At 43.0% G+C, this 23,590-nt stretch carries 23 protein-coding genes and 1 other annotated feature; of the genes, 8 read left to right on the top strand and 15 right to left on the bottom strand.

Translation table 11 applies throughout. From position 1 onward, the window contains the following. Nucleotides 1-179 precede the first annotated feature (179 nt). Nucleotides 180-548, bottom strand: a complete 369-nt coding sequence (gene rplL, locus BMI76_RS04390; protein WP_027976153.1) for a 50S ribosomal protein L7/L12 — start codon at nt 546-548, stop codon at nt 180-182. A 64-nt stretch (nt 549-612) separates the two neighbouring features. Then, complete coding sequence (rplJ, locus tag BMI76_RS04385; protein WP_075346387.1) at nt 613-1,113, bottom strand: 50S ribosomal protein L10; 501 nt, start codon at nt 1,111-1,113, stop codon at nt 613-615. Between the two features lie 32 nt (nt 1,114-1,145). After that, nucleotides 1,146-1,279 (bottom strand) — a sequence feature (ribosomal protein L10 leader region). 236 nt (nt 1,280-1,515) lie between these two features. Here rplJ and BMI76_RS04375 point away from each other — a divergent pair. After that, nucleotides 1,516-3,624: an AAA family ATPase gene (locus BMI76_RS04375; RefSeq protein ID WP_075346386.1), complete on the top strand. Its 2,109-nt coding sequence runs from the start codon at nt 1,516-1,518 to the stop codon at nt 3,622-3,624. Nucleotides 3,625-3,727: 103 nt separating this feature from the next. Here the strand turns inward: BMI76_RS04375 and BMI76_RS04370 are convergent, their stop codons facing one another. After that, complete coding sequence (locus BMI76_RS04370; protein WP_075346385.1) at nt 3,728-4,270, bottom strand: ECF transporter S component; 543 nt, start codon at nt 4,268-4,270, stop codon at nt 3,728-3,730. Further along, the gene (locus BMI76_RS04365) at nt 4,267-5,118 is read right to left on the bottom strand and encodes a pyridoxamine kinase (RefSeq protein WP_075346384.1); all 852 of its coding nucleotides are present in this window, start codon (nt 5,116-5,118) and stop codon (nt 4,267-4,269) included. The genes BMI76_RS04370 and BMI76_RS04365 overlap by 4 nt, the downstream gene beginning before the upstream one ends. A gap of 92 nt (nt 5,119-5,210) precedes the next feature. Here BMI76_RS04365 and BMI76_RS04360 point away from each other — a divergent pair, with 92 nt between their 5' ends. After that, nucleotides 5,211-6,476, top strand: a complete 1,266-nt coding sequence (locus BMI76_RS04360) for a PLP-dependent aminotransferase family protein (protein ID WP_075346383.1) — start codon at nt 5,211-5,213, stop codon at nt 6,474-6,476. A 119-nt stretch (nt 6,477-6,595) separates the two neighbouring features. Here the strand turns inward: BMI76_RS04360 and mmuM are convergent, their stop codons facing one another. From mmuM to BMI76_RS04325, 7 genes are all read right to left on the bottom strand, one after another. Next, entirely contained in the window at nt 6,596-7,552 is a 957-nt protein-coding gene (mmuM, locus tag BMI76_RS04355) for a homocysteine S-methyltransferase (protein ID WP_075346382.1), read from the bottom strand. 9 nt (nt 7,553-7,561) lie between these two features. Further along, nucleotides 7,562-8,938: an amino acid permease gene (locus tag BMI76_RS04350; RefSeq protein ID WP_075346381.1), complete on the bottom strand. Its 1,377-nt coding sequence runs from the start codon at nt 8,936-8,938 to the stop codon at nt 7,562-7,564. A 176-nt stretch (nt 8,939-9,114) separates the two neighbouring features. Further along, nucleotides 9,115-10,482: an FAD-dependent oxidoreductase gene (locus BMI76_RS04345; protein WP_075346380.1), complete on the bottom strand. Its 1,368-nt coding sequence runs from the start codon at nt 10,480-10,482 to the stop codon at nt 9,115-9,117. Between the two features lie 181 nt (nt 10,483-10,663). Next, nucleotides 10,664-11,257, bottom strand: coding sequence for a ribosome biogenesis GTP-binding protein YihA/YsxC (gene yihA, locus BMI76_RS04340; protein WP_075346379.1), 594 nt, complete (start codon nt 11,255-11,257; stop codon nt 10,664-10,666). A gap of 9 nt (nt 11,258-11,266) precedes the next feature. Further along, nucleotides 11,267-12,499 (bottom strand): ATP-dependent Clp protease ATP-binding subunit ClpX, encoded by a 1,233-nt coding sequence (gene clpX / locus BMI76_RS04335; RefSeq protein ID WP_075346378.1) that lies wholly within the window; start codon nt 12,497-12,499, stop codon nt 11,267-11,269. 218 nt (nt 12,500-12,717) lie between these two features. Continuing rightward, nucleotides 12,718-13,215, bottom strand: a complete 498-nt coding sequence (locus BMI76_RS04330) for a dihydrofolate reductase (RefSeq protein ID WP_075346377.1) — start codon at nt 13,213-13,215, stop codon at nt 12,718-12,720. Nucleotides 13,216-13,298: 83 nt separating this feature from the next. Beyond that, entirely contained in the window at nt 13,299-14,138 is an 840-nt protein-coding gene (locus BMI76_RS04325) for a thymidylate synthase (RefSeq protein WP_075346376.1), read from the bottom strand. Nucleotides 14,139-14,341: 203 nt separating this feature from the next. Here BMI76_RS04325 and BMI76_RS04320 point away from each other — a divergent pair, with 203 nt between their 5' ends. From BMI76_RS04320 to BMI76_RS04305, 4 genes are all read left to right on the top strand, one after another. After that, the gene (locus tag BMI76_RS04320) at nt 14,342-15,514 is read left to right on the top strand and encodes a hydroxymethylglutaryl-CoA synthase (protein WP_075346375.1); all 1,173 of its coding nucleotides are present in this window, start codon (nt 14,342-14,344) and stop codon (nt 15,512-15,514) included. Next, a complete protein-coding gene (locus BMI76_RS04315; RefSeq protein WP_075346374.1) occupies nt 15,507-16,811 on the top strand; it encodes a hydroxymethylglutaryl-CoA reductase, degradative in 1,305 nt (434 codons plus the stop codon). The genes BMI76_RS04320 and BMI76_RS04315 overlap by 8 nt, the downstream gene beginning before the upstream one ends. Before the next feature lie 340 nt (nt 16,812-17,151). Continuing rightward, entirely contained in the window at nt 17,152-17,613 is a 462-nt protein-coding gene (locus BMI76_RS04310; protein ID WP_075346373.1) for a DUF1836 domain-containing protein, read from the top strand. Next, nucleotides 17,591-18,247: a hemolysin III family protein gene (locus tag BMI76_RS04305; RefSeq protein ID WP_075346372.1), complete on the top strand. Its 657-nt coding sequence runs from the start codon at nt 17,591-17,593 to the stop codon at nt 18,245-18,247. Before BMI76_RS04310 ends, BMI76_RS04305 begins: the two co-directional genes overlap by 23 nt. 39 nt (nt 18,248-18,286) lie before the next feature. On the opposite strand, the gene BMI76_RS04300 is transcribed toward BMI76_RS04305, so the two are convergent. From BMI76_RS04300 to mvaD, 4 genes are read right to left on the bottom strand one after another with little or no spacing between them, the layout of a single operon-like run. Beyond that, a complete protein-coding gene (locus BMI76_RS04300) occupies nt 18,287-18,790 on the bottom strand; it encodes a hypothetical protein (protein WP_075346371.1) in 504 nt (167 codons plus the stop codon). A gap of 4 nt (nt 18,791-18,794) precedes the next feature. Continuing rightward, entirely contained in the window at nt 18,795-19,805 is a 1,011-nt protein-coding gene (fni, locus tag BMI76_RS04295; RefSeq protein ID WP_075346370.1) for a type 2 isopentenyl-diphosphate Delta-isomerase, read from the bottom strand. A gap of 8 nt (nt 19,806-19,813) precedes the next feature. Beyond that, entirely contained in the window at nt 19,814-20,812 is a 999-nt protein-coding gene (locus BMI76_RS04290) for a phosphomevalonate kinase (RefSeq protein ID WP_075346369.1), read from the bottom strand. 1 nt (nt 20,813) lies between these two features. Continuing rightward, nucleotides 20,814-21,746 (bottom strand): diphosphomevalonate decarboxylase, encoded by a 933-nt coding sequence (gene mvaD / locus BMI76_RS04285; protein ID WP_075346474.1) that lies wholly within the window; start codon nt 21,744-21,746, stop codon nt 20,814-20,816. Nucleotides 21,747-22,122: 376 nt separating this feature from the next. On the opposite strand from mvaD, the gene BMI76_RS04280 reads away from it, so the two are divergent. Both BMI76_RS04280 and BMI76_RS04275 read left to right on the top strand, forming a co-directional pair. Then, a complete protein-coding gene (locus tag BMI76_RS04280; RefSeq protein WP_075346368.1) occupies nt 22,123-23,028 on the top strand; it encodes a LysR family transcriptional regulator in 906 nt (301 codons plus the stop codon). Between the two features lie 184 nt (nt 23,029-23,212). Next, a complete protein-coding gene (locus BMI76_RS04275; RefSeq protein WP_075346367.1) occupies nt 23,213-23,563 on the top strand; it encodes a DUF1304 domain-containing protein in 351 nt (116 codons plus the stop codon). Nucleotides 23,564-23,590 lie beyond the last annotated feature (27 nt).

The following is a 23,590-nucleotide window of genomic DNA, read 5'->3' as shown; positions in this document are numbered from 1 at the left end:
GCTATAATCTAATCGAAACCTATCATCTACTTCAATATTTTAAGAAAACAAAAATCCTGCCAAAAAAATTTGGCAGGATTTTTGGCAGGAAACCAAATCAATTTATCAGTTTTTTAAATTGCTATAGATTCTAAAAGACTGGTAATTCGGTATTCCGCTCTCAAATTGCTATGTGCTTCTTATTTAAGCGTAACAGTTGCTCCAGCTTCTTCAAGTTTAGCTTTAAGTTCTTCAGCTTCTGCTGCTGCAACGCCTTCTTTAAGAACTGATGGTGCGTTGTCAACAAGACCTTTAGCTTCTTTAAGACCTTCGCCTGTGATTTCACGAACGACTTTGATAACAGCAACTTTCTTGTCACCGCCGGCAGTCAATTCGACGTCGAATGAATCTTTAGCTGCAGCTTCTTCTCCGCCAGCAGCACCAGCAACAGCTACAGGGGCAGCTGCAGTTACGCCAAATTCTTCTTCGATAGCTTTTACAAGGTCGTTCAATTCAAGGATTGAAGCTTCTTTAATTTCAGCAATAATGTTTTCAATGTTTAATGCCATTGTTAATTTCCTCCAAATATGTTTTTATAAAATCATTTGCAGCTTTAGGCTGCTGGTTGAAGACTTAAGCAGCGTCTTCTTTGCTTTCTGCAACAGCTTTGACAGCATATGCAACGTTGCGGACTGGCGCTTGAAGTACAGACAAGAGCATAGAAAGAAGTCCTTCTCTGTTTGGCAGTGTCGCGAGAGCCACAATTTCTTCTTTAGAAGAAACAGCGCCTTCGATTGCACCGCCTTTGATTTCAAGTGCTTCAGCATTTTTAGCAAAATCGTTGATAATTTTAGCCGGTGCAACAACATCTTCATTTGAAAATGCTACAGCAGACGGTCCGGTAAAGACATCGTCGAGTCCTTCGAGACCAGCTTTTTCAGCTGCACGGCGCAGGATTGAGTTTTTGATCACTTTAAATTCAATATCGCTTTCGCGAAGTGAACGGCGAAGAACAGTATCTTGTTCTACTGTAAGACCGCGTGAATCAACAACAACGATACTTGCAGCTGCTTTCATTTTCTCAGCAACAGCATCAACTAATTCTGCTTTTTTAGCAATACTTGCTTCACTCATCAGTGTTTAACCTCCGTTTTTATTTTTGGCTGAATACAATAAAAAAATCGTACCCAAACCCAGACACGAAAGTACAATACGTTTTTTTAAGTTTACGTTTTGTGCCTCGGCAGGAATATTATGAGCACGGCTCCCCTGCTGTCTTAGGTCAGTTTTTTTTCAAAACCTTTAATATCATATCATATTCATAGAATAAGTCAAGTTCTATTTACTTTTTTAGGCTAAGCAAAAAATATTTTATTATATAATACATATTTCTTGATATATAACAATCTAGGTGTTATAATATAGGCAAATAGCTGATAAAAGCTGTAACAGCAAAGGTTTTCAGCAAAAAAACTTTCTATAACTGTTATAGTATAACAACATCAGCTATGATATTAATAAAAAGAGGTACTAATTATGGCAAATGACTTTTACGGACGTGATCCATTTGGAAATATGGATGACATTTTCAATCAATTAATGGGAAACATGGGAGGCTACAACTCAGAACGACGTCGCTATCTAATTAACGGCCGCGAAGTTACTCCCGAAGAATTTGCCCAATACCGGCAAACCGGAAAACTCCCTGCCAGTGCCGGTGCTCAGCAATATCAGGAAGCAGCACCCAATACACCAAAACAAGACGGTATCCTGGCTAAACTGGGCCGCAATCTGACAGATGAAGCACGCGCCGGCAAATTGGATCCGGTCATCGGACGCAATAAGGAAATTCAGGAAACGGCTGAGATTCTGTCCCGCCGCACTAAGAACAATCCTGTTCTCGTTGGTGATGCAGGGGTTGGTAAAACGGCGGTTGTTGAAGGTTTGGCTCAGGCTATTATCAACGGTGATGTCCCTGCCGCCATTAAAAACAAGGAAATCATTTCGATTGATATTTCCGGTCTGGAAGCAGGTACACAGTATCGCGGCTCCTTTGAAGAAAATATTCAAAACTTGGTCAGTGAAGTTAAAGAAGCTGGCAATATTATCCTGTTCTTCGATGAAATCCACCAAGTTCTCGGTGCAGGAAGTACGGGTGGCGACAGCGGCTCCAAGGGTCTGGCGGATATCCTAAAACCCGCTCTTTCCCGCGGCGAACTGACAGTCATCGGCGCCACTACGCAGGATGAATACCGCAACACCATCATGAAGAACGCTGCTCTGGCTCGCCGTTTTAACGAGGTCAAAGTCAACGCTCCTTCTGCTGAGGATACCTATGAGATTTTACAGGGTATTTCAGCCCTCTATGAAAAGCACCATAATGTCGTTTTGCCTAAGGAGGTTCTAAAGGCTGCCGTTGATTTGTCAGTCCAATATATTCCGCAGCGCAGCCTTCCGGATAAGGCTATCGACCTTATTGACATGACGGCTGCTCACTTGGCTGCTCAGCATCCGGTTACAGATGTTAAGACCCTGGAAAAAGAAATTCAGGCAGAAAAAGACAGACAGCAAGCTGCAGTTGATAAAGAAGATTATGAAGAAGCTTTGAAGGCAAAAACTAAAATTGACAAACTGCAATCGCAAATTGATAATCATACGGAAGGAAACAAGGTAACAGCAACCGTAAATGACGTAGCCGAAGCCGTTGAAAGATTGACCGGTATTCCCGTCTCACAAATGGGAACCAGCGATATTGAGCGGCTGAAAGAAATGGCTTCCCGTCTCAAAGGTAAAGTTATCGGTCAGGACGATGCGGTTGAAGCTGTTTCCCGTGCCATCCGCCGCAATCGTGCCGGCTTTGACGAAGGCAACCGTCCTATCGGCAGCTTCCTTTTTGTCGGACCTACCGGTGTCGGCAAAACCGAGCTGGCTAAGCAGCTGGCCTTTGACATGTTTGGTTCCAAAGATGCCATTATTCGTCTGGATATGTCCGAATACAGCGACCGTACAGCCGTTTCTAAGTTGATCGGTACTACTGCCGGTTATGTAGGCTATGATGATAACAGCAATACCCTTACCGAACGTGTGCGCCGCAATCCTTATTCCATTGTCCTCCTTGATGAAATTGAAAAGGCAGACCCGCAAGTTATCACCTTGCTTTTGCAGGTCTTGGATGACGGCCGTTTGACAGACGGTCAAGGCAATACCATCAACTTCAAGAACACGGTTATCATTGCAACATCAAATGCCGGTTTCGGCAATGAAGCTCTAAACGGAAAAGATGACGACATCAAAATTATGGACCGTATCGCTCCTTACTTCCGGCCGGAATTCCTCAACCGCTTCAATGCTGTTATTGAATTCTCACATCTGAGCAAAGAAGATTTGGACGAAATCGTTGAGCTGATGCTCACTGAAGTAAATATCACGCTCGCTAAAAAAGGAATTGATCTGACTGTCACAGACAGCGCCAAGGCCCATCTGATTGAAGAAGGTTATGACGAAGCTATGGGCGTTCGGCCGCTTCGCCGGGTTATCGAACAGGAAATTCGTGACAAGGTAACCGACTTCTATCTGGATCATACCGATGTCAAACACCTCAAAGCTGACATGAAAGACGGCCAGTTGGTCATTGAAGAAAATTAATCTGCTGGACAGCTAAACTGGGAAAAATCATCCAGTGGATGAGACTATCCCACCTTCCGCACAGTTGATGCTGCATAGATTAAAAGAGTTTGAGACAGAAGTCTCAAACTCTTCTTTTTGTAGTCCGAACAATACGCTTGAAAACAGGATACAGCAAGGGTACTGCTATAACAGTCACTATGGAAGTGCCAAAAGTTCCAGCAATTTTGACAAGTGCTCCTGTCATGGCGGCAGCCAAAGGCAGGCTGCCAACCAAACTGTTAATGATTGTGTACTTGATTAAGTTGAGAATGATTTTTGTTAGGGCAGCAATGATGCCAACGGTAAGGATATTCATCGTCTTGTCATCTGCTTTCATAGCTTTCTCATAAACCAAATGCAAAACGAAGCAGACAATCAAAGACTCTAAAATTGTTATCCAAACCTCTGCCGCATAGCCATTTAAAATATCAAACAAACCCAACCCCAGTGTCGCTGCCAGGGCGCCGAAGCCCGATCCAAAAATCAGAACAGCTATCACAACCAAAGCATTGCCCAAATGGATAAACTGAGGTCCCACTTGAATTCTTAAAAATTGAACACTGACCAAGATTAAAGCAGCAAAAAGACTGACTTCTATTATCCGACGCAATTCTTCTTTTTTCATTTTATTTCCTCCAGTAACAATTGGTGCTGCTTGATGAGATCAAGCAAGTGCGGTTCATAGCAAAGCCCATATTTTAAATCACGGTTTAGGGCCAAGGTACTTTGAATAGTCTCATCCAAAAATTTTAAAGCCAGACGGGCTGACTTTTCCAATGCAATCCCATGGAAATAACAGCTGGCCAAGATAGCCGTGACAATATCCCCCGTTCCATAAAACAGCTGAGGATAGCGCTTGGCCATCACATAAACGATTTCATCCGTTTGTTTTTGATAAATGACTAAGCCAATCTTATTTTTTTCAAAAGAGACTCCTGTTAAAACAACAATTTTCGGCCCTAGGTCAGCCAATTGCCGTAAAAGATTCTCGATTTGGACAGGTTCATAACGCTCCCCAAGATAAGCTGTTCCTGTCAAAAAAGCAGCCTCCGTCAGATTGGGAATTATAACATCTGCTTTCTGGCATAGACGGCGGATATGCCGCGCATAAGCTTGATCAAATCCCTGATAAAAATGCCCCTTATCCCCCATAATGGGATCTACAAAAAGTGAGAGTTCCTTTTTTTCTGCAAAATCAATCAGCAGAGCTATTTGCTCCTTATTTTTTAAATATCCTGTCACCAAACCATCAAAAACAAGATCCAATTCCTGCCACTGTGACAGAAAACCAGCCATGCCGGCTGTATAGTCATCGATCTGAATATTTGTAAAGCCGCCTGTATGTGAAGACAGCAGAACTGTCGGTAAAATAGCTGTTTCTATCTGACAAGCTGCCATAATCGGCAGACTGCCAGCCAGAGCGACCTTGCCCAATCCGGGTAAATCATTAGCCACCAGCAAACGCGGTATCATAAAAACCTCCCATTTTTTAAAAACTTAAAATTATTGTAAGAAATTTTAGAATGAGGTACAATAGGGATAAAATCAAACTGTATGGGGACAAAATGGCTAGTAAGTATCAAGAGATCTTAACAAGAATTGTTCAGCAAATCGAAACCGGCAGGCTGAAACGAGGAGATAAACTCCCTTCTATCCGTCAGCTGAGTGCTGAATTTAACTGCAGCAAGGACACTGTCCAAAAAGCTTTTTCAGAATTAAAATACCAAAAATACATCTATCCTGTTCCTAAAAGCGGATACTATGTTTTTGAAGACAATCATGAAGAAGAACAGCTGCCCAAGGTCTCTTCCAGCGATTACAATAATATGGCTTATGAAGATTTCAGAACCTGTATGAACGAAACCTTGATCGGCCGGGAAAATTACCTCTTTAATTATTATCACCAGCAAGAAGGTCTGGAAGAATTGACCCAGTCTTTGCAGACCCTGTTTTTAGATCAGGCTGTTTACAGCAAAAAGGAAAATATTGCAGTGACGTCCGGAACCCAGCAGGCGCTCTATATCTTATCTCAAATGAATTTCCCCAATCAAAAAAAGACCATCCTGCTGGAGCAGCCTACCTATCACCGGATGAATGCCTTGGTCAAATCTCAAAATCTCCCCTTCCTAACTATCAACCGCAATTTCCAAGGCCTTGATTTTAACCTCTTAGAGGAACTGTTCCGCCACAAAGATATTAAATTTTTCTATACCATTCCGCGGCTCTCCAATCCTCTGGGTCTCTCATACAGTCTCAGAGAAAAACAGCTCTTGACAGAGCTGGCGCAAAAGTATGATGTCTATATTGTGGAAGACGACTACATGGCAGATTTTGACAAACCGTCCAACCTTTCCCTGCATTACTTAGATACAAATGACAGGATTATTTATCTTAAATCTTTTTCAACGACTCTCTTTCCGGCTCTGCGTTTGGGAAGCCTGGTCCTGCCTAAAAAACTTCGGAAAAGCTTTCTGGCCTACAAAAGTTTGATCGACTACGATACCAACTTAATCATGCAAAAGGCACTGTCGCTTTATATTGATAATGGCATGTTTGCCAAAAACAAAAAACACCTCAGACAGATTCGCAATCAGGAGCGAGCTGAGCTAAAACAAGAAATTCCGGCAGAACTTCTCAAACTCCCCCATCACCTTTTCCATGATTCACTGCTTCTTCAGCTCCCCCCCAAAACAAAACTACCACTGTTAAAACACAGGTTAAATGAAGTTGATTTCTTGGAAAAAAATTATATCACAGACTGTCCTTACCAATTTGTTCAGCTAAAAAAAGACAGCAACTGGCAGGATGTGCTGACTTTTTTAAATCCCTAAAAACAAAGGAACTGAAAGCTCTTTGCTCAGTTCCTTTGTTTTTGCTGTCAACAGCTGTTCGGGCTGTCTTCAAAAATAACATTCTCATCTTGCTTCTTTAACAGGAAACAACCGACCCTTTAGCGGCGCTTTTTTAATCCCTGACTCAAACTCTCAATGTCACTGGGTCTCGTCCGGCAGCAGCCTCCTACAATTTTGGCTCCAAAATTCTGCCAAGAAACGGTATTTTCTAAAAGCGTATGCGACTTATCTGCTGTCTGATTCCATGTCTGGTGCTGTCCGTCATAGACCTCACCTGAATTGGGATAAGTCACCAAAGGTTTATTGGTAACTGCGCTTATTTTCTTTAAAAGATCAGTATAAACCGAAGGAGAGCTGCAGTTAATTCCCAAGGCCAAAATCTGCGGTGCCTTATCCAGTAAAGCCGCCACTTCTTCTATTGCCGTACCATCAGAAATACTGCTATTATTTTGAGCCGTAAAACTCATGTAAGCTTCAGCAGCAGGAAAGTCCTCCTGCAGCAGTTCTGTCAGAGCCTGTGCTTCCAAAAAACTGGGGATAGTTTCCAAAGCCAGCAAGTCACTGCCCTTTTCCAGCAAAACAGCAATACGCGGTCTGTGAAAATCTTTAAGCCCTTCTTTATCCATTGAGCCATAATCGCCAGTATATTCCGAGCCGTCAGCCAAGTAAGCGGCATAAGGCCCCACATCGCCGCTGATTAAGGGATAGGGGCGCTCCTCTCTTTCTTCTTCGCTTAATTCCTGCCAGACTTTGTCTCTGGCCTTTTTTGCTAACTCAACTGTCAAAGCAATGGTCTTTTCAGCCTCTTCCGGACTAAGTCCATAATCGCACAGCCCTTGCAGGCTGGCCTGATAGCTGGAAGTGGTCACGATATCAGAACCTGAACGCAAGTAGGTCTCATGAACAGACTGAATCAAATCAGTATCCTCTAAAAGGTATTTTGCTGACCATAATTTTCCCGACACATCGTGACCCAAGAATTCCAGCTCCGTTCCCAGAGCACCGTGTAAAATCAAATAATCTTCCTGCTCTAACAATGTTTTAAAACGTCCCATAAAACCTCCTTAAAATTTCTTATAACGCCAGTAATAATAAAGATAGCACAAGGCTATAAACGGCAGGCCGAAGTAAAGTCCCGCTCTTTGTGAAGCATCCCAGGCGATACCGATGATTGAAATCAGCAGCAGCACAATCGTAATATAGGGCAAAACCGGTGTCAAAGGCGTTTTGTAAGACAGCTCTTCTTCGGTATGGTTTTTCAGCCACTCTTTGCGAAAATTAATCTGCGCCATAGGGATGGACAGCCACACTACCACTACTGCAAAACCGGCAACAGATACCAGAGCCAGATAAACAGTATCTGCAGCATAAATACTTGAAAAAAGAGCCAAAACAGCACCCGCCATAGACAAAAGCAAGGCACGCATAGGAACGCCGTGTTCGTTAATTTTAACAACCTTTTGGCTGATCATGCCTTCATTGGCAAGAGACCACAGCATGCGGCTGGAAGCATAAAGTCCGGAATTTCCTGCTGATAAAATAGCCGTTAAAATGACAAAATTCATGATGTCAGCAGCAAAAGGAACGCCCATCTTATCAAAGACATCAACAAAAGGAGCACTTGAAACACCGGCTTCTTTCATAGGCAGAAGCGACGCCAGAACTACTATGGTCAATACAAAGAAAATGACCAAACGTCCGATGGTTGTCTTAATTGCCTTGGGTACAGCCTCTTTAGGATTATCCGTCTCACCTGCAGCAATACCAATCAGCTCTGTTCCGCTGAAAGCATAGTTAACAGCCAGCATAACGGAGATAAGAGCCGGAATCCCTTTCGGAACAGCTCCGTGAGCCAGCAGATGTTTAAAAAGGATGACCTCATGCTTGCCCTCAAAGGAAACGATGCCAATCATAGCTCCAATTCCCAAAACAATAAAAACGAGAATTGCAATGACTTTAATGCTCGAAAAGAAAGACTCTGCTTCAGCAAAAGACCGGACGCTGAGGGCATTGATTCCAAAAATAATCAGGGCAAAAAGTGTCGCAAACACCCAGGTGGGCACCTGAGGAAACCACCGTCCCATGAGCATGCCTGCTCCCAGAAATTCGGTTCCTAGAGCGACAGTCCAGCAAATCCAGTACAGCCAGGCAACGGTAAAGCCAGTTCCCGGACTGATAAATTTGGTCGCATAAGTATGAAAAGAGCCGGTTACCGGCATGGCAACTGCCAGCTCTCCCAGCGACAGCATGACCAGATAAACCACTACTGCACCAATCAAATAGGAAATCACAGCGCCCAGAGGACCGGCCTGCGCAATCGTATAGCCGGAACTCAAGAACAGCCCTGTTCCGATAACACCGCCCAAAGACAGCATAAAAAGGTGGCGGCTGGTCATTTTTCGCTTGAATTGGCCTTCGTTTTCAAAATTATGATTTTCCATGACTCCTCCTAACGTCTAATACCTCTATCATACCACAGAAAAACAGGAATTTAGACATAGTTTTTCTATATCGGATGATAGAAAAAAACTATACCAGATTCTGAACCTTTTTCTTTAAATGACATACAAAAACGATAGCAATCAAATGCTTGCTATCGTTTTTACTATCAGTCAGATTAAAAGCGTGCCAGATTAAGAGCCTGCTGAGCAGCCAGATTAAGCAAGCTCCACTGACGGTCAAAGCCCGGTTGGAAGAAGAAATCAGCCTGCGCTAAATCTTCTAAGGTCATCTTATGACCGATAGCCAGTGATAAGACATTGCCCTGCGCTGTCACATCATATTTGGATAAAACTGCACCGCCCAGAAGCTGATGCGTCAATGGGTTAAATGTCAAGCTGACATAAACTTTAGGATTGCTGGCATCAGGAATATAAGCCGGACGTAAACGGTCTTCATAAAAACTCGTTTTAAAGGGTAGGTCACATTTTTGGGCTGAAAAAGCATTCAAACCGCTGGCTGCGAACTGATAATCAAACAGACTCAAGGCAGAGGAACCAACGACACCGGCAAAGGCTTGATGCGGTTTAGCTTCAAAAATATGTTGGACCAAATACTGAGCTTCGCGGCGGGCCGTTGTTGCTAAAGCGATTGGCAGGCGTTTGCCGGCTGGAATAGACAGAGGTAAAACAGCATCGCCGATAGCATAAACATCCGGAAGATTGGTTCTAAAATACTCATCTACCTTGATAAAGCCGCCGTCTTCTAAATCTACCGTTCCCTGCAGCCAGTCTGTGTTAGGTTTGACACCGGTAGCAACAATAACAAGATCAGCCTCAATAGTGCCCTTATCCGTTACCACCCTTTCAACCTTGCCGCTGCCCTCAAACTGTTCAATCTTAGCACCCATGCATAAGTTGACACCATTTTTTTCAAATTCCGGCTCTAAAATATCAACCAATTCTGGATTCAAATAAGTTCCCAGAGGGCGGTCGATAACATCTATCAATGTGACATTCTTTCCGGCACCGGCAAAGACATCTGTTGCTTCCAATCCGATATAGCCGGCTCCCACAACAACCACATTCTGAACAGCATCTGATTCCAGAGCAGACTTAATTTTGGTCGCCCAATCATAGCCGCGCATCAGGTAAATATTGTCAAGGTCGTTTCCTTCAACAGGAATCACGGCCGGCTTAACACCGGAACTCAAAATGAGCTTGTCATAGGCTGCTTCTTTTTCCTGCTCGGTTTTTGTGTCAGTGACAGTAACCGTTTTTTTATCGGCGTTAATAGCAGTAACTCGGTGGTTGTTAAAAATTTTTCCGCCTCGTTTTTCTAAATCAGCCGGTGCAAAATTACGCACATCGTCTTTGGCCGTTACTTCATCTTTTAGATAAAGCTCCATTCCACAGGACATAAAGGAAACAAAGTCCCCTGCTTCGTAGATAGTGACCTCACTTTCAGGATACCGGTCTAATAATTCTATAGCAGATTCGTGCCCACCATGTGAAGCTCCGACAATAATAACTTTTTGATTGTCCATAGGTTTTACCTCCTTAGTTACCTTTATGGTACGCTTTCATTCTATCTTAGACAACCTGGGAGGTCAAATGATTGAATTATGAATTATCTAGCGCCTTCAAACATCGTTTAAACGCTTTAAAGACAAAAAAACAGTTCAGAAGAAAGCAATTCTGCTTTTCTGAGCTGTCTTTGCTAAAAGTTTATAAGTGCTCCAAAATACTGTCCCAGGATGCATCCAGACCGGTGCGGTCAACGGATGAAAAAATAATGAACTGATCAAGCTTATCAAAGTCCAGTTTCTTTTTTATCGCCGCTTCATGCTTGTTCCATTTGCCGCGGGGGACTTTATCAGCTTTTGTAGCAACCAAAATGACCGGGATGTCATAGTATTTGAGAAACTCGTACATTTGAACATCGTCCGCACTGGGATCATGACGAAAATCAACCAAGCTGACCACCGCCCGCAAATTATCGCGGCTGATCAGGTATTCTTCAATCATTTTTCCCCATTTGGCACGCTCAGCTTTGGAAACCTTAGCATAGCCGTAACCCGGAACATCTACAAAACGCAGTTTATCATCAATATTATAAAAATTGAGCAGCTGGGTTTTGCCGGGTTTGCCGGAAGTTCTGGCAAGATTTTTCCGTCCTAGAAGCGTATTGATAAAACTGGATTTACCCACATTTGAACGCCCGGCCAGAGCTACTTCCGGCAGCTCATCCTGCGGATAATGAGACTTATTTGCTGCACTCAAAAGAAGAGAGGCCTTATGGGTATTTAAAATTTCACTCATACGATCTCCTTAGGAAGCTGTCTCAAGAATCGGTTTGTCTGTTCCCTCAACAGCTTCTTTGGTAATGCGAACACAGGTCACATCTTCCTGACTTGGAATTTCAAACATCAAATCCAGCATGGTTTCCTCGATAATTGACCGCAGTCCCCGCGCACCCGTTTTACGCTCAATGGCCTTTTGAGCAATGGCTTCCAGAGCATCTTGATCAAATTCGAGCTCAACGCCGTCATAAGACAGAAGGGTCTTATACTGCTTAACTAAAGCATTCTTAGGTTCTGTCAGAATCTTAACCAAATCATCAACCGTCAGCTGTTCAAGAGCTGCTAAAACCGGCAGGCGGCCGATAAACTCGGGAATCAGACCGAATTTTTGAATGTCCTCAGAAATAATCTCTTGCATGTAGGATGACTTGTCATCAACCTTTTTATTATTTTGCCCGAAACCGATAATCTTTTCTCCTAAGCGCTGCTTAACGATATCTTCGATTCCATCAAAAGCACCGCCGACGATAAAGAGAATATTCTTGGTATTGATCTGAATCATTTCCTGCTGCGGGTGCTTGCGGCCGCCTTGCGGCGGAACACTGGCAACCGTTCCTTCAATGATTTTTAGCAGAGCCTGCTGAACACCTTCGCCTGAAACATCGCGGGTAATTGAAACATTTTCACCTTTTTTGGCAATCTTGTCAATTTCATCGACATAGATAATACCGCGTTCTGCACGCTCCACATTATAGTCAGCAGCCTGAATTAATTTCAGCAGAATATTTTCAACATCCTCACCCACATAACCGGCCTCAGTTAAGGCAGTGGCATCTGCAATAGCAAAGGGAACATTGAGACTTTTGGCCAAAGTCTGAGCCAAAAAAGTCTTTCCGGAACCTGTCGGGCCAATCATGAGAATGTTGGACTTTTGTAGGTCAACATCCTGATCTTCCTGACTTTCTGTGAAACTGATGGGCTTATAATGGTTGTAAACCGCAACAGCCAAGGCACGTTTAGCACGATCCTGTCCGATGACATAGCTGTCCAAAATTTCTAAGAGTTCCTTAGGTTTTGGCACTTCGGTAAGATCAGCCAGAACTTCTTCTGCTAACTCTTCGCGGATAATTTCCTGAGATAATTCAACACATTCATTGCAGATGAACACACCGTTGCCTGCAATGATTTTTTTAACTTCATCTTGATTTTTGCCACAGAATGAACAGTGAACTGTGACATCATTCGTTCTATTTCCAGCCATTTCTTCCTCTAATTTCTAATCTCTTTTTAAAACAGGGTTCCATAAAAAGCATGAATGGTATTCACGATATTTGTAAAAGCATTCAGCAGGAAAAATATTCCCAAACCGTAGCGATTTTTCCTAAACGCAGGAATTGCGCATAAGATACAAATCACAAACAAAAAGGCAGTAAACACCCCAAAAATACTTCTTTGCATAATCTCAGGAAAATCTCCTTGCTACTTTTTTTGCCAGACAGTAATCGTAAAAGGATAGGCATTTTTATCATCACTGTCAAAATCTGTGCTTGCCGTCTGTTTAAAGCCAGACCAATTCAGATCCGGGAAATAGGTGTCTCCTGAAAACCTTCCGTGAACCTTGGTTCTGATAAGTTCATCGTAATAATTCTCAAAAACCTTATAAATACTGGCACCGCCGACAACATAAAGATTTTTGTCCTGATGATTAAACCAAGCCAGAACTTCTTCCAGACTGTTGAGGGCCTTGACACCTTCTGCCTGAAAATTTTCATCCCTTGTCAGAATGATGGTTTCACGGTTAGGAAGAATGCGGCGCTTCATCCCATCAAAAGTGACACGCCCCATTAAAAGTGCATGCCCTGTTGTTGTTTCTTTAAAATGCTTCAGCTCCTTGGGCAGATGCCAGGGGAGCCTGCCATCTGCACCAATCAAACCATTTTCATCTTCTGCCCAAATGGCAATTATTTTTTTTGTCATTTTTACAGATTACCTTTTATTTTCATTTCTTTTATTTTAACAAAATTTATTAAAAAAAGCTCAGAAAAAATTTATCTGCCGCTTTAGATAGCCAAATCAAACTTCAGTTGCGGTTTGACCGGACTGTAATCGATCAGCTCAAAATCCTCAGGCTTGATATCAAAGAAGTCAGTCTTGTCAGGAACATTCAGCACTAATCGAGGCTGGCAATCTGACGGCTCACGGCTCAAAAGCTCCTTGGCTTGCTCAAACTGATTATCATAGATATGAAGGTTGTTGACAAAATAGAAAAATTTGCCAACTTTCCAGCCAAAGTGTTTGGCAATCATCATTTGCAGAGCCACATACTGCATAGCGTTGATATGGTGGGCAACCAGCATATCATTGGAGCGCTGAGTTAGGGTTGCATCCAGATAAATATCCTCGCCGACACGGCGGACATCAAACATGGTCTGGAAAGCACAGGGAAGAAGCCCAGCTGTTTTTTCAAAAGCTTCATAATCCCAAAGACTGATGACATTACGGCGATTCCAAGGATTTTCAGCCAGCTGTTTGAGAATTTTAGTCATGATATCGTGCTTTTTAACAATCGCACCGTAGCGCTCGCCGATGGTTCCAGTATTTTCGACTTCCCAGTCATTCCAATAGTTGACACCGTATTTATCATTTAAAACAGACAAATCATTGGTTTGATCCTGATAAATCCAAAAGACTTCTTTGATGGCTGACTTAATCGCAATCGGCCGCAAAGTAGTAATGGGGAATTCCCCATTTGCCAAATCATACTCCGCAAAGGAACCTGTGATGTATTTAGAATTGGCTGTTTGCCCATTCTTATACTTGGGCCGCGCCTGCTCGCTCCAAGCGCCCGTGTCTAAAATTTTTTTGATATTTTCCTTAAAAATAAGATCTGCCTTGGTCATAGCTTTCCTCTCTCTATAGAAATCCATGGTTGAATTTCTTTTATGAAATATTATAGCAGAAAATAGTCTTTCCGTGGACTATTAAACATGAAACGTTTTTTAATTTGATTCTAAAAAGTTTATTCGTTAATTTTATTTTAAATTGTGATAAAATAACTATGACATTTTACAAAAAAATCATAAAAAGAAAAGAAGGAATATCTATGACAATTGGAATTGATAAAATTGGTTTTGCAACCAGCCAATATGTCTTGAAAATGAAAGACTTAGCCGCAGCTCGCGGTGAAGATCCCGATAAATTCAGCAAGGGGCTCATGCTTGACGCACTCAGTATTGCTCCTATTACAGATGACATCATCACTCTGGCCGCTTCTGCTGCTGAGGAGATTTTAACAGATGAAGACAAAGAACTGATTGATATGGTCATTGTGGCAACTGAGTCAAGTGTTGATCAAAGCAAGGCAGCTGCCGTCTATGTTCATCAGCTGCTGGGCATTCAGCCTTTTGCCCGCAGTATTGAAATGAAAGAAGCTTGTTACAGTGCTACTGCGGCTCTTAATTATGCCAAACTCCATGTTGAGAAGCACCCCCAGTCGCGAGTGCTCGTTCTGGCCAGCGACATTGCTAAATATGGGATCAATACTCCCGGTGAATCAACTCAAGGGGCAGGCAGTATTGCCATGCTGGTCAAAAAAGACCCGAGAATTTTGATCCTTCATGATGAAATACTGGCTCAGACGCGTGATATTATGGATTTCTGGCGGCCTAATTATTCAACGACACCTTATGTTAATGGCATCTATTCTACCAAACAGTATCTGGATATGCTGAAAACAACCTGGACAGAGTACCAGAAACGCTTTGACACCTCTTTGGCTGATTTTGCAGCCTTTTGTTTCCACCTGCCCTTTCCAAAGCTGGCTCTCAAAGGTTTCAATAAAATCATGGACAAAACGTTGCCAAGCGCCGCACAGGAAAAACTACGCGCCAATTTTGAAGCCTCTATCCTGTACAGCCGGCAGATCGGAAACATCTATACAGGTTCTCTTTTTTTGGGGCTGCTTTCACTGCTTGAAAACAGCAAACAGTTAGAAGCCGGCGATAACATTGCTCTCTTTAGCTACGGCAGCGGTGCTGTCGCAGAAATCTTTACAGGAACCTTGGCTAAAGATTTTAAGGAACAGTTACCAAGCAATCGTTTAGAAAGCCTCGCACAGCGCAGTCCCTTATCGGTAGCAGAATATGAAAAGATGTTCTTTGAAGAGGCTGCTTTAGATGAAAACGGCAGTGCTTCTTTTGACCATTACAAAACGGGTCGCTTTGCCCTTAAAGAAATCATAGAACATCAGCGAATTTACGGTGAAATCAATGACTAAAGACAAAGTAAATTGGACAGGTTTTTCGAAGAAGTCCCTGCAGGAGCGGATCCATTTGCTGGCTGAAAAACAGCTGCTCAGCTCTGAAAATATAGACAACTTGAAATATAACCGCCAGCTGCCGCTGGAAACAGCCAATCAGATGGCCGAAAATGTTGTAGGAACACATTCTCTGCCCTTTGCTCTGGCGCCTGACTTTCTCATTGATGGCAAGGATTATCAGGTTCCCTTTGTAACTGAAGAGCCTTCTGTTGTTGCGGCTGCCAGCTTCGCGGCCAAAATCATCAAGCGTTCAGGCGGCTTTACAACAGTCATTCATGACCGGCTGATGATTGGGCAAGCAGCACTTTATCAGGTTCCCGATCTCAAGCAAGCCCAAAAAGACATTCTGGCCCACAAAGCTCAGCTATTGAAGCTGGCTGATGAGGCCTACCCTTCTATCGTCAAGCGCGGAGGGGGGGCGCGCGATTTGACAGCAGAGATTAAAGAAGACTTTCTTATTGTTTACCTGACAGTTGACACACAGGAAGCCATGGGGGCCAATATGGTTAACACCATGATGGAAGCCCTGATGCCGCCGCTGGAAGAATTATCCGGCGGCCAGCAGCTGATGGCAATCCTGTCAAATTACGCAACAGAATCCCTAGTCACAGCAAGCTGTCAGGTGGAGCTTAGATTTCTCAGCCGTGATAAGGCGAAGGCACAGACATTGGTCCATAAAATAGAACTGGCAAGCCAACTGGCGAGAATAGACAGCTATCGGGCCAGCACCCACAACAAGGGAATTTTCAATGGCATTGACGCTGTTGTGATGGCGACCGGCAATGATTGGCGGGCCATAGAGGCAGGCGGTCATACCTATGCAGCTAAAGACGGCCAGTACCGCGGCTTATCTGCTTGGACTTTTGATCAGAAACAGCAAATTCTCAAAGGCTCTCTGACTCTGCCTCTGCCTGTTGCAACCAAGGGCGGATCCATCGGTCTCAATCCCAGTGTTCGGACAGCTCATGACTTGTTGGGCAATCCAAACGCCCGTGAACTGGCAGCTGTCATTTCTTCAGTGGGACTGGCACAAAATTTTGCAGCACTCAAGGCCCTTACCAGCACCGGTATTCAGGCAGGACACATGAAACTGCAGGCTAAATCCTTGGCCCTGCTTGCCGGAGCCAAGGAAAAGGAAATTCCAACTCTTGTTTCTCAGCTTCTTAAGGCTAAGCATCTGAACTTGGAAACCGCGCAGATTATTTTACAAAATCTCAGAGATCAAGAGAGTGGGACAAAAATCGGTAAATCGTAATGACATTACGATTTTGATTTTGTCGTCCCACCTCCAATCAGCAGTGGCTCATTGGTACTGAAGCACCTAATGAACTGTGCAGGGGTAAGACTTGTTTGCCCAGCCAACAAATCTTACTCCCAGCCACTGCGTCAAACTGCTATATCTTAAATAGTTAAAGGAGGCAGGACCTTTGTCCTAGCCTTTTGTCTCTTTAATAAGGAACTAATTGCTGTCAGCTTCCTACACTGCTTTTTTCTTCTGTATTTCTTTTTAGAGAGCTGCAGTTTTTTCTTGACAATGATTTCTTATAATTATATAATCTAGTTATGAAAACTAGATTAACTGAAGGTGATAATTCATGATCTATTCCTATCCTCAATGGAAAGAGCTGCCGGAGCTGGATCTGTATCTCGATCAGGTTCTTCTGTATGTCAATCAGATAGCCAGCTTTTCCCCATCGCAAAATGACAAAGGGCTGACAGCAGCTATGATTAACAATTATGTCAAACACGGCCACATTGACAAGCCTGTCAAGAAAAAATACAGCCGTAAACAGCTGGCTCGTTTGATTGTCATAACCAGTTTGAAGGATGTCTTTGCCATTCAGGAAATCAGCCAAACATTGGAAATTCTGACGGCTAACCAGCAGTCAGAAACCAGTTACAATCACTTTGTTGCTTGCATGAACGGTGACAGTGCTGAGGACGTTCCGGCGGTTATTATTTCCGCCTGTCAGACACTGAAACTCTACCATCAGACACATCAGCTTGTTTTAGAATTGAAAAGAGGTGATACAGATGAGTCCGGCTCAAACACTTAAATTAAGCAAACAGCTGAGTTTTGGCGAAGAGGTCGCCAACAGCGTCACCCATGCTGTCGGTGCTGCTATAATGCTCGTTTTGCTGCCTATTACTGCTATTTACAGCTATCAATCTTACGGAATAAAGGCTGCAGTCGGCATGTCTATTTTTGTCATCAGTCTCTTTTTAATGTTCCTGTCGTCAACCGTCTACCATTCCATGCAGTATGACTCGCCGCAGAAATACATCCTGCGCATTATTGACCACAGCATGATTTATATCGCTATTGCTGGATCTTATACGCCAGTAGCCCTGTCTCTGGTCAGCGGCTGGCTGGGTTACCTTATTATTATTTTGCAGTGGGGAACAACTATTTTTGGTATTTTATATAAAATTTTTGCCAAAAAGATTAATGACAAATTCAGTCTCTTTCTTTATCTGCTGATGGGCTGGCTGGTTATCTTTATCATTCCGGCTATCATCAGCAAGACTGGCCTGGCCTTTTGGCTTTTGATGCTGGGCGGCGGACTTTCTTACACAGTCGGTGCTTTCTTCTATGCTAAAAAGAAGCCCTATTTTCATATGATATGGCATCTCTTTATTCTTTTAGCTTCGGCTTTGCAGTATATCGCTATCGTCTACTGCATGCTGTAAAACAAAAGTGAGTGAAAACTTAAAGGTCACTCACTTTTTTTAATGCCAAAAATAACTTTTTAATTCTTCAAAACCGATAACTGTCAGTTTGTCAGCACTCACTTCTTTTTTGATCTGCTGCAAAAGGCTGATAAGCTCACTCTTTAGATTCTCGGAATTAGCAGACTTTGCTAAATATTGACTGATGAGGCTGTCCAGCTTTTGAGGACAGCCTTTCTGGAAAATTGTAAAATACCGGTTCTTCCTCTTAAAGATTATAAAATAGGCGGTACAGTGTTTGGTAAATTTGCTCATCGAGCCATCATCAGAAACCGAGAAATTCCGCTTGTACACAGTTAAATTTGTGTAGCCCATTGTCAAATAATCAGAAATATCCTCTGCCCTGTCACTGACATCATGAAATACATCTGTCAGACGGGAAAAGGCAGTGTTTGTTCCGGCAAAATAAACTTTATCTGACGATGCATCCATCAAATCATCCGAAAATAGTTTGGGATAATCCACCAGCTGTATTTCGTAAAAATTAAAATTTTTAAGCAGCATATAACTAACTCCTTGGATTTCTGAATTGAACGCCATCTTTTAATTTGCCATACAAGATATAATCAACTTTTGTCAGCTCTTCAACCGTTCTGCAGTTAAGAGCGCACATAATCAGCCGCAAATCCTCTTTCCAGCCGCTGACAATGTCAATAGCTTTTTCGATTGGATTGTTTTCAACCAGCTCTAAAACCGTCCGCGACAAACCAACTGCTCTGGCACCCAAAACAAGGCATTTCACCATATCCAAAGGATGTCTGACGCCGCCCGAAGCTAAAATTTCTACCCGGTTCATCAGAGGCTGAGCATTTAGCAATGCTTGAAGAGTGGTCTGCCCCCATTCATTGAGATAGGAACGGTTGCCGCCGCGCTCATTTTCAATATAAGCAAAACTGGTACCGCCGCGGCCGGAAATATCAAAGGTCTTAATCCCTAGTTCTGCTGCTGTTTCAATCGTTTTGACATCCATGCCAAAGCCGACTTCCTTAAGAATAAGCGGTACAGGGATATCTCTGACATAAGCGGAAAGATGAGATTTCCAAGGACGAAACTTGCGCTCTCCTTCCGGCATAAGAAGTTCCTGCATGACATTGACATGAACCTGCAGAAAAAGCGGTTTTGTTCTTTCAACTGTCTGCAGGCCAGCAGTTACTGGTTTATCAAGGCCGATATTAGCAGCCAAAAGCAGGTTTGGAAAGTCTTGCTGGCTGGGATAGGAGGTGTCATTTTCATTTTTGAGTGCTGCGCTGTAGGACCCTGTCACCATGACAATCCCTGTGGCTTCAGCTACTTGAGCAAGTTTGCGGTTAACAGCCTTTGCTTTGCTGCTGCCGCCCGTCATGGCATTAATGTAAAAAGGAAATTCAAAATCCCGGCCTGCAAAATGTGTGCTTAAATCAATTTCACTCAGATCATAATCGGGCAGAGAATGATGAACAAGCTCCATATCATCAAAGCTATTGTATGGTGCTTCGTACTTCAAAGCATATTTGATATGCTCATCTTTTCTGTTTGCCATGTTTTCTCCTATAATTTTTCTTGGTGAAGCAATTCGATGCCGCTTGTCTGCCAGCGTTCTGCTAAGGTCTGACTGTCTTTTTCATCAAAGGACAGAGCGATTCCGCAGTCGCCGCCGCCGGAACCTGACGATTTGGCAGCAGCATCCAGTCCCTGGGTGGCAGCCTTCAGTTCCTTTAACTTATCACTGTAAATGGCAGGACTGAGGGCGGACAGCAGATTTGAGACATTTTCAATTTCTGCTTTGATGGACGATTTCTCTCCTGCTTCTAAAGCGGACCTCAGCCGCAGAACGGCTTTTTGAGTCTGCATGAGAAAATCATCTGTGAGGGCTGACTTAACCAAATTAATCATGTCACGCGAAATAGCTGCTTCCTTAGTCCAGCCGACCAAAAAGTCACAAGCAAGAGCCGGTTTAATGATTTCAATGCTGTAACCCCAATCCTTCGCCAAAACAGTCTTTAAATCATAGCTTTCAATCCAAGTGCGCACCCGGCTGCGGTCAAAGGCAGTAAATAAAATCAAATCATCATAAGCAATGCAGGCCAGATCTCCCATGGAACCATTATCACCGCGCTTAATCAAGGTGTAAGAGGCTAATTTAAAGAGTGTGTCTCTGGATAGTTTTAAATGATAAAAGTCCGCTAAAGCTTTCAAAGTCAAAACGGTCACACTGCCGCTGGAGCCGATACCGAATTTGATGCCGCTGCGCTCCATTTTACCAGTAATATCCAGGGTAAAAGGTCTTAAATCAGACACATCCTTACCCAAAAAAGCAGCCCAAACAGCAATTGTCTCCTGGATCAGGGCGTAGTTAACATCTGCTGCCATCCCTGCGCGATAGTCAAACATATCAGACCAGATAGAAATCTGATCGGCCGCTTTAATGCTGGCAGTCATATAGATAGGGATATTCTTGATGATAGCTGACTGCCCGGGCGTTAAAACAGCATATTCACCCGCAATATAAAGTTTACCGCCTGTCTGTACCTGAATAACATCGCCCATCTTAAAGTTCCTTCGTTTTAGACTTGATAATCTGATAGTCCTCAGCCAGCAAAGCCGCCAAATGCTCTAAATCTTCTTCCAAACACAGAACTTTGACATTAGGCCCTGCATCCATAGTAAAATAGCACCTTTCTCCCTGCTGCCTAAGAGCCTTGACTCTTTCCATGGCCTGATAGGACTTTTCGGTCAAATAAGAAAAGGATGGTTTAGCACTCTCAGTTGTTGCATGCATAGCAAGGGCATTGCGCTCGGTCAGCTCTCCTACTTTGTCAAAATCATTAGCTTCCAGATAAGTCAGCATGCTGGCATAGTCTTGTTCAGACTGGGCAAGCCAATCTTTAAAATTACTGGAAGTTTCTGAACAGCGTTTCATGCCATCTCGGCTGGAAATTGGTTTTTTACGGTCATCCAAAATCAGCATAATCATAGCTAGCTTTAAGTCTGTCTTAACCCTATAAATCTCACCAGAATCCTTATCCCAGGCAGCCACGGGACCAAAAAAAGAGCGGGAAGACGAACCAGACGCAAATTTTGCCAGCTGAGCCAGCTCACTTGGGCTGAGATGTCCTTCAAAAAGGATGTTAGCTGCTTTCACAAGGGCAGACAAACCGCTGGAACTTGATGAAAGGCCAGCGGCTGTCGGCATATTATTAGAACTTTCTATTTTCACAAACAGCGGCTGATCTTTTCGGAAATAATCCAAAATCTTGCTCATCTTGGCATGCTCTGCTTCATTTTGCAAAACACCGTCAATATAAAATTCATCAGCCTCGGCGTCTGGCAAAAGCGAAAGTTTAGTCTTGGTGTACATATTTTCAAGCGTCAGCGAAATACTGCTAGTCGAGGGAATCATCTTTTCAGCATCTGCCTTCCCCCAATACTTAATAATAGCAATATTAGCATAAGATTTGACACTTACAGATTTTTCAGTCACTTTCAAACGTCCCTTCGCCTATGATTTTACAATGTATTACCTTTTTATTTTAATATAAAAATACGAAAAAAGCGACCCCTAATGCTGGTAAAACAACTGCGGCTGTTTAGCCCCTTTGTAACATAAAACTTGGTTTTATCGTAGCATCTCCTGCTGAGTCTGCCTAATCTATATTTATCATTGATTGCTATAAATAACGCTATGTTGAGGCCATTGGTCCTTTAGTTTAGCATCAGTATCAATGTTTGAAAGAAAACGAACAGCGGTCTATAAGAAAAATGTATCACCTCTTTACTTTTTTCTATCAGCTTTTTGCAGATTTTCTGCTGCTTCTTTTGTTATAATGTCAGAAAAAATCAAGAAGAGGGGAATCGTTATGAATATCCAACAATGCCGCTATGTTGAGGCTATTGCCAAGGCAGGTTCTTTCAGCGAAGCTGCAAAAAGTCTTTATGTCACTCAGCCCAATCTTTCCTCATCTATTAAAGAACTGGAGGAAGAGCTGGGTGTCCAGCTTTTTATCCGCTCAAATACCGGAACCCATTTGACGGATGACGGCTATGATTTTCTTAAATACGTCAAGCGCATTTTGGGAGAAATAGACCTGCTTCAGCAGCGCTATCAGGATAATTACAAGAACAGCTTTACCATCAGTTCGCACCACTATGACTTTTTAACCATTGCTCTTCTTGAAATAGCAGAGCGTTTCAAGGATGATTATCAGCATTTCCACCTTATCGAAACAACGACCAAGAAAATCCTTGAAAGTGTCCTCAATTTTGAAAGCGATCTGGGGATTCTCTATCTCAATGACGATAACCGCCATATTTTGGAACGCTATTTCAAGCAGCACAATCTGACCTTTACGGCACTCGGTGATTTCCCGACACGCATTTTTTTGAGAAAAGGCCACCCTTTAGCTAAGCAAAAGCTCATTGAAAAATCACAGCTCAAGGATTATAAACAGGTGCGCTTTAGACAGGAAACAGCCGGTCTGAACTTTGACGAGGACACCTTGGATATTCCGGAGAACCAAGCTGTTTTTTACAGCAATGACCGCGGCACTATCATGAATATCCTCTGCGGGTCTGACGCCTATGCTTCAGGACTGGGGATTGTCAACAGTTTCATCAAGGATCAGATTGTCCTCATCCCTCTCAAAGACAGCAAAAAGCACACCCTCGGCTTTGTTAGCAATAACCGCAAGCAAAAGTCTGCCATCACACAAGAATTCATCTCCGCTGTCAAAGACAGCCTAACAGACAGCAGTCTCAGCAGCTGACAAACTTCAGCAGCATCGCTGACAGCTCTGCTACTACTTGTTTTATAAGCTGTTTTTGCCTGCGCTAAACCCTTTGCGGCCTTTCAAAACGGCATCAAAGGTCCTTTAGGATAACAATCAGTCTAATCATTTGCAAAGTTCAGAGACAAATCTTATAATACTAAGGCAGTATAAGGAGGAAGATATGTCACTCATTAAAACAATTTTAGTTATTTTAGTTGCCTTGGAATTTTTCTACATCATGTATTTGGAGACCTTGGCAACGCAGTCTGCCAAAACGGCACAGGTATTTGCTATGACTCAGGAAAAATTAGGAGAAAAAGAAATCAGCACTCTTTTTAAAAATCAAGGGATTTACAATGGTCTCCTGGGGCTGGGATTGCTTTACGGACTGATTTTTAATACAGCGCTCATCCTGCCCATTTTGATTTACATCATTTTGGTAGCTGCATACGGTGCTTACAGCAGCAATCCTAAGATTTTACTGACGCAGGGCGGTTTGGCTATTATCACGGCCATCCTCTATCTTTTCTAGCAGATTCAAAAAGGAGAGTGGGACAGA

This window comes from Streptococcus sp. 'caviae' (genome assembly GCF_001937065.1).
Lineage (GTDB): Bacteria > Bacillota > Bacilli > Lactobacillales > Streptococcaceae > Streptococcus.
This window is presented reverse-complemented; position numbering and strand designations above follow the sequence as displayed.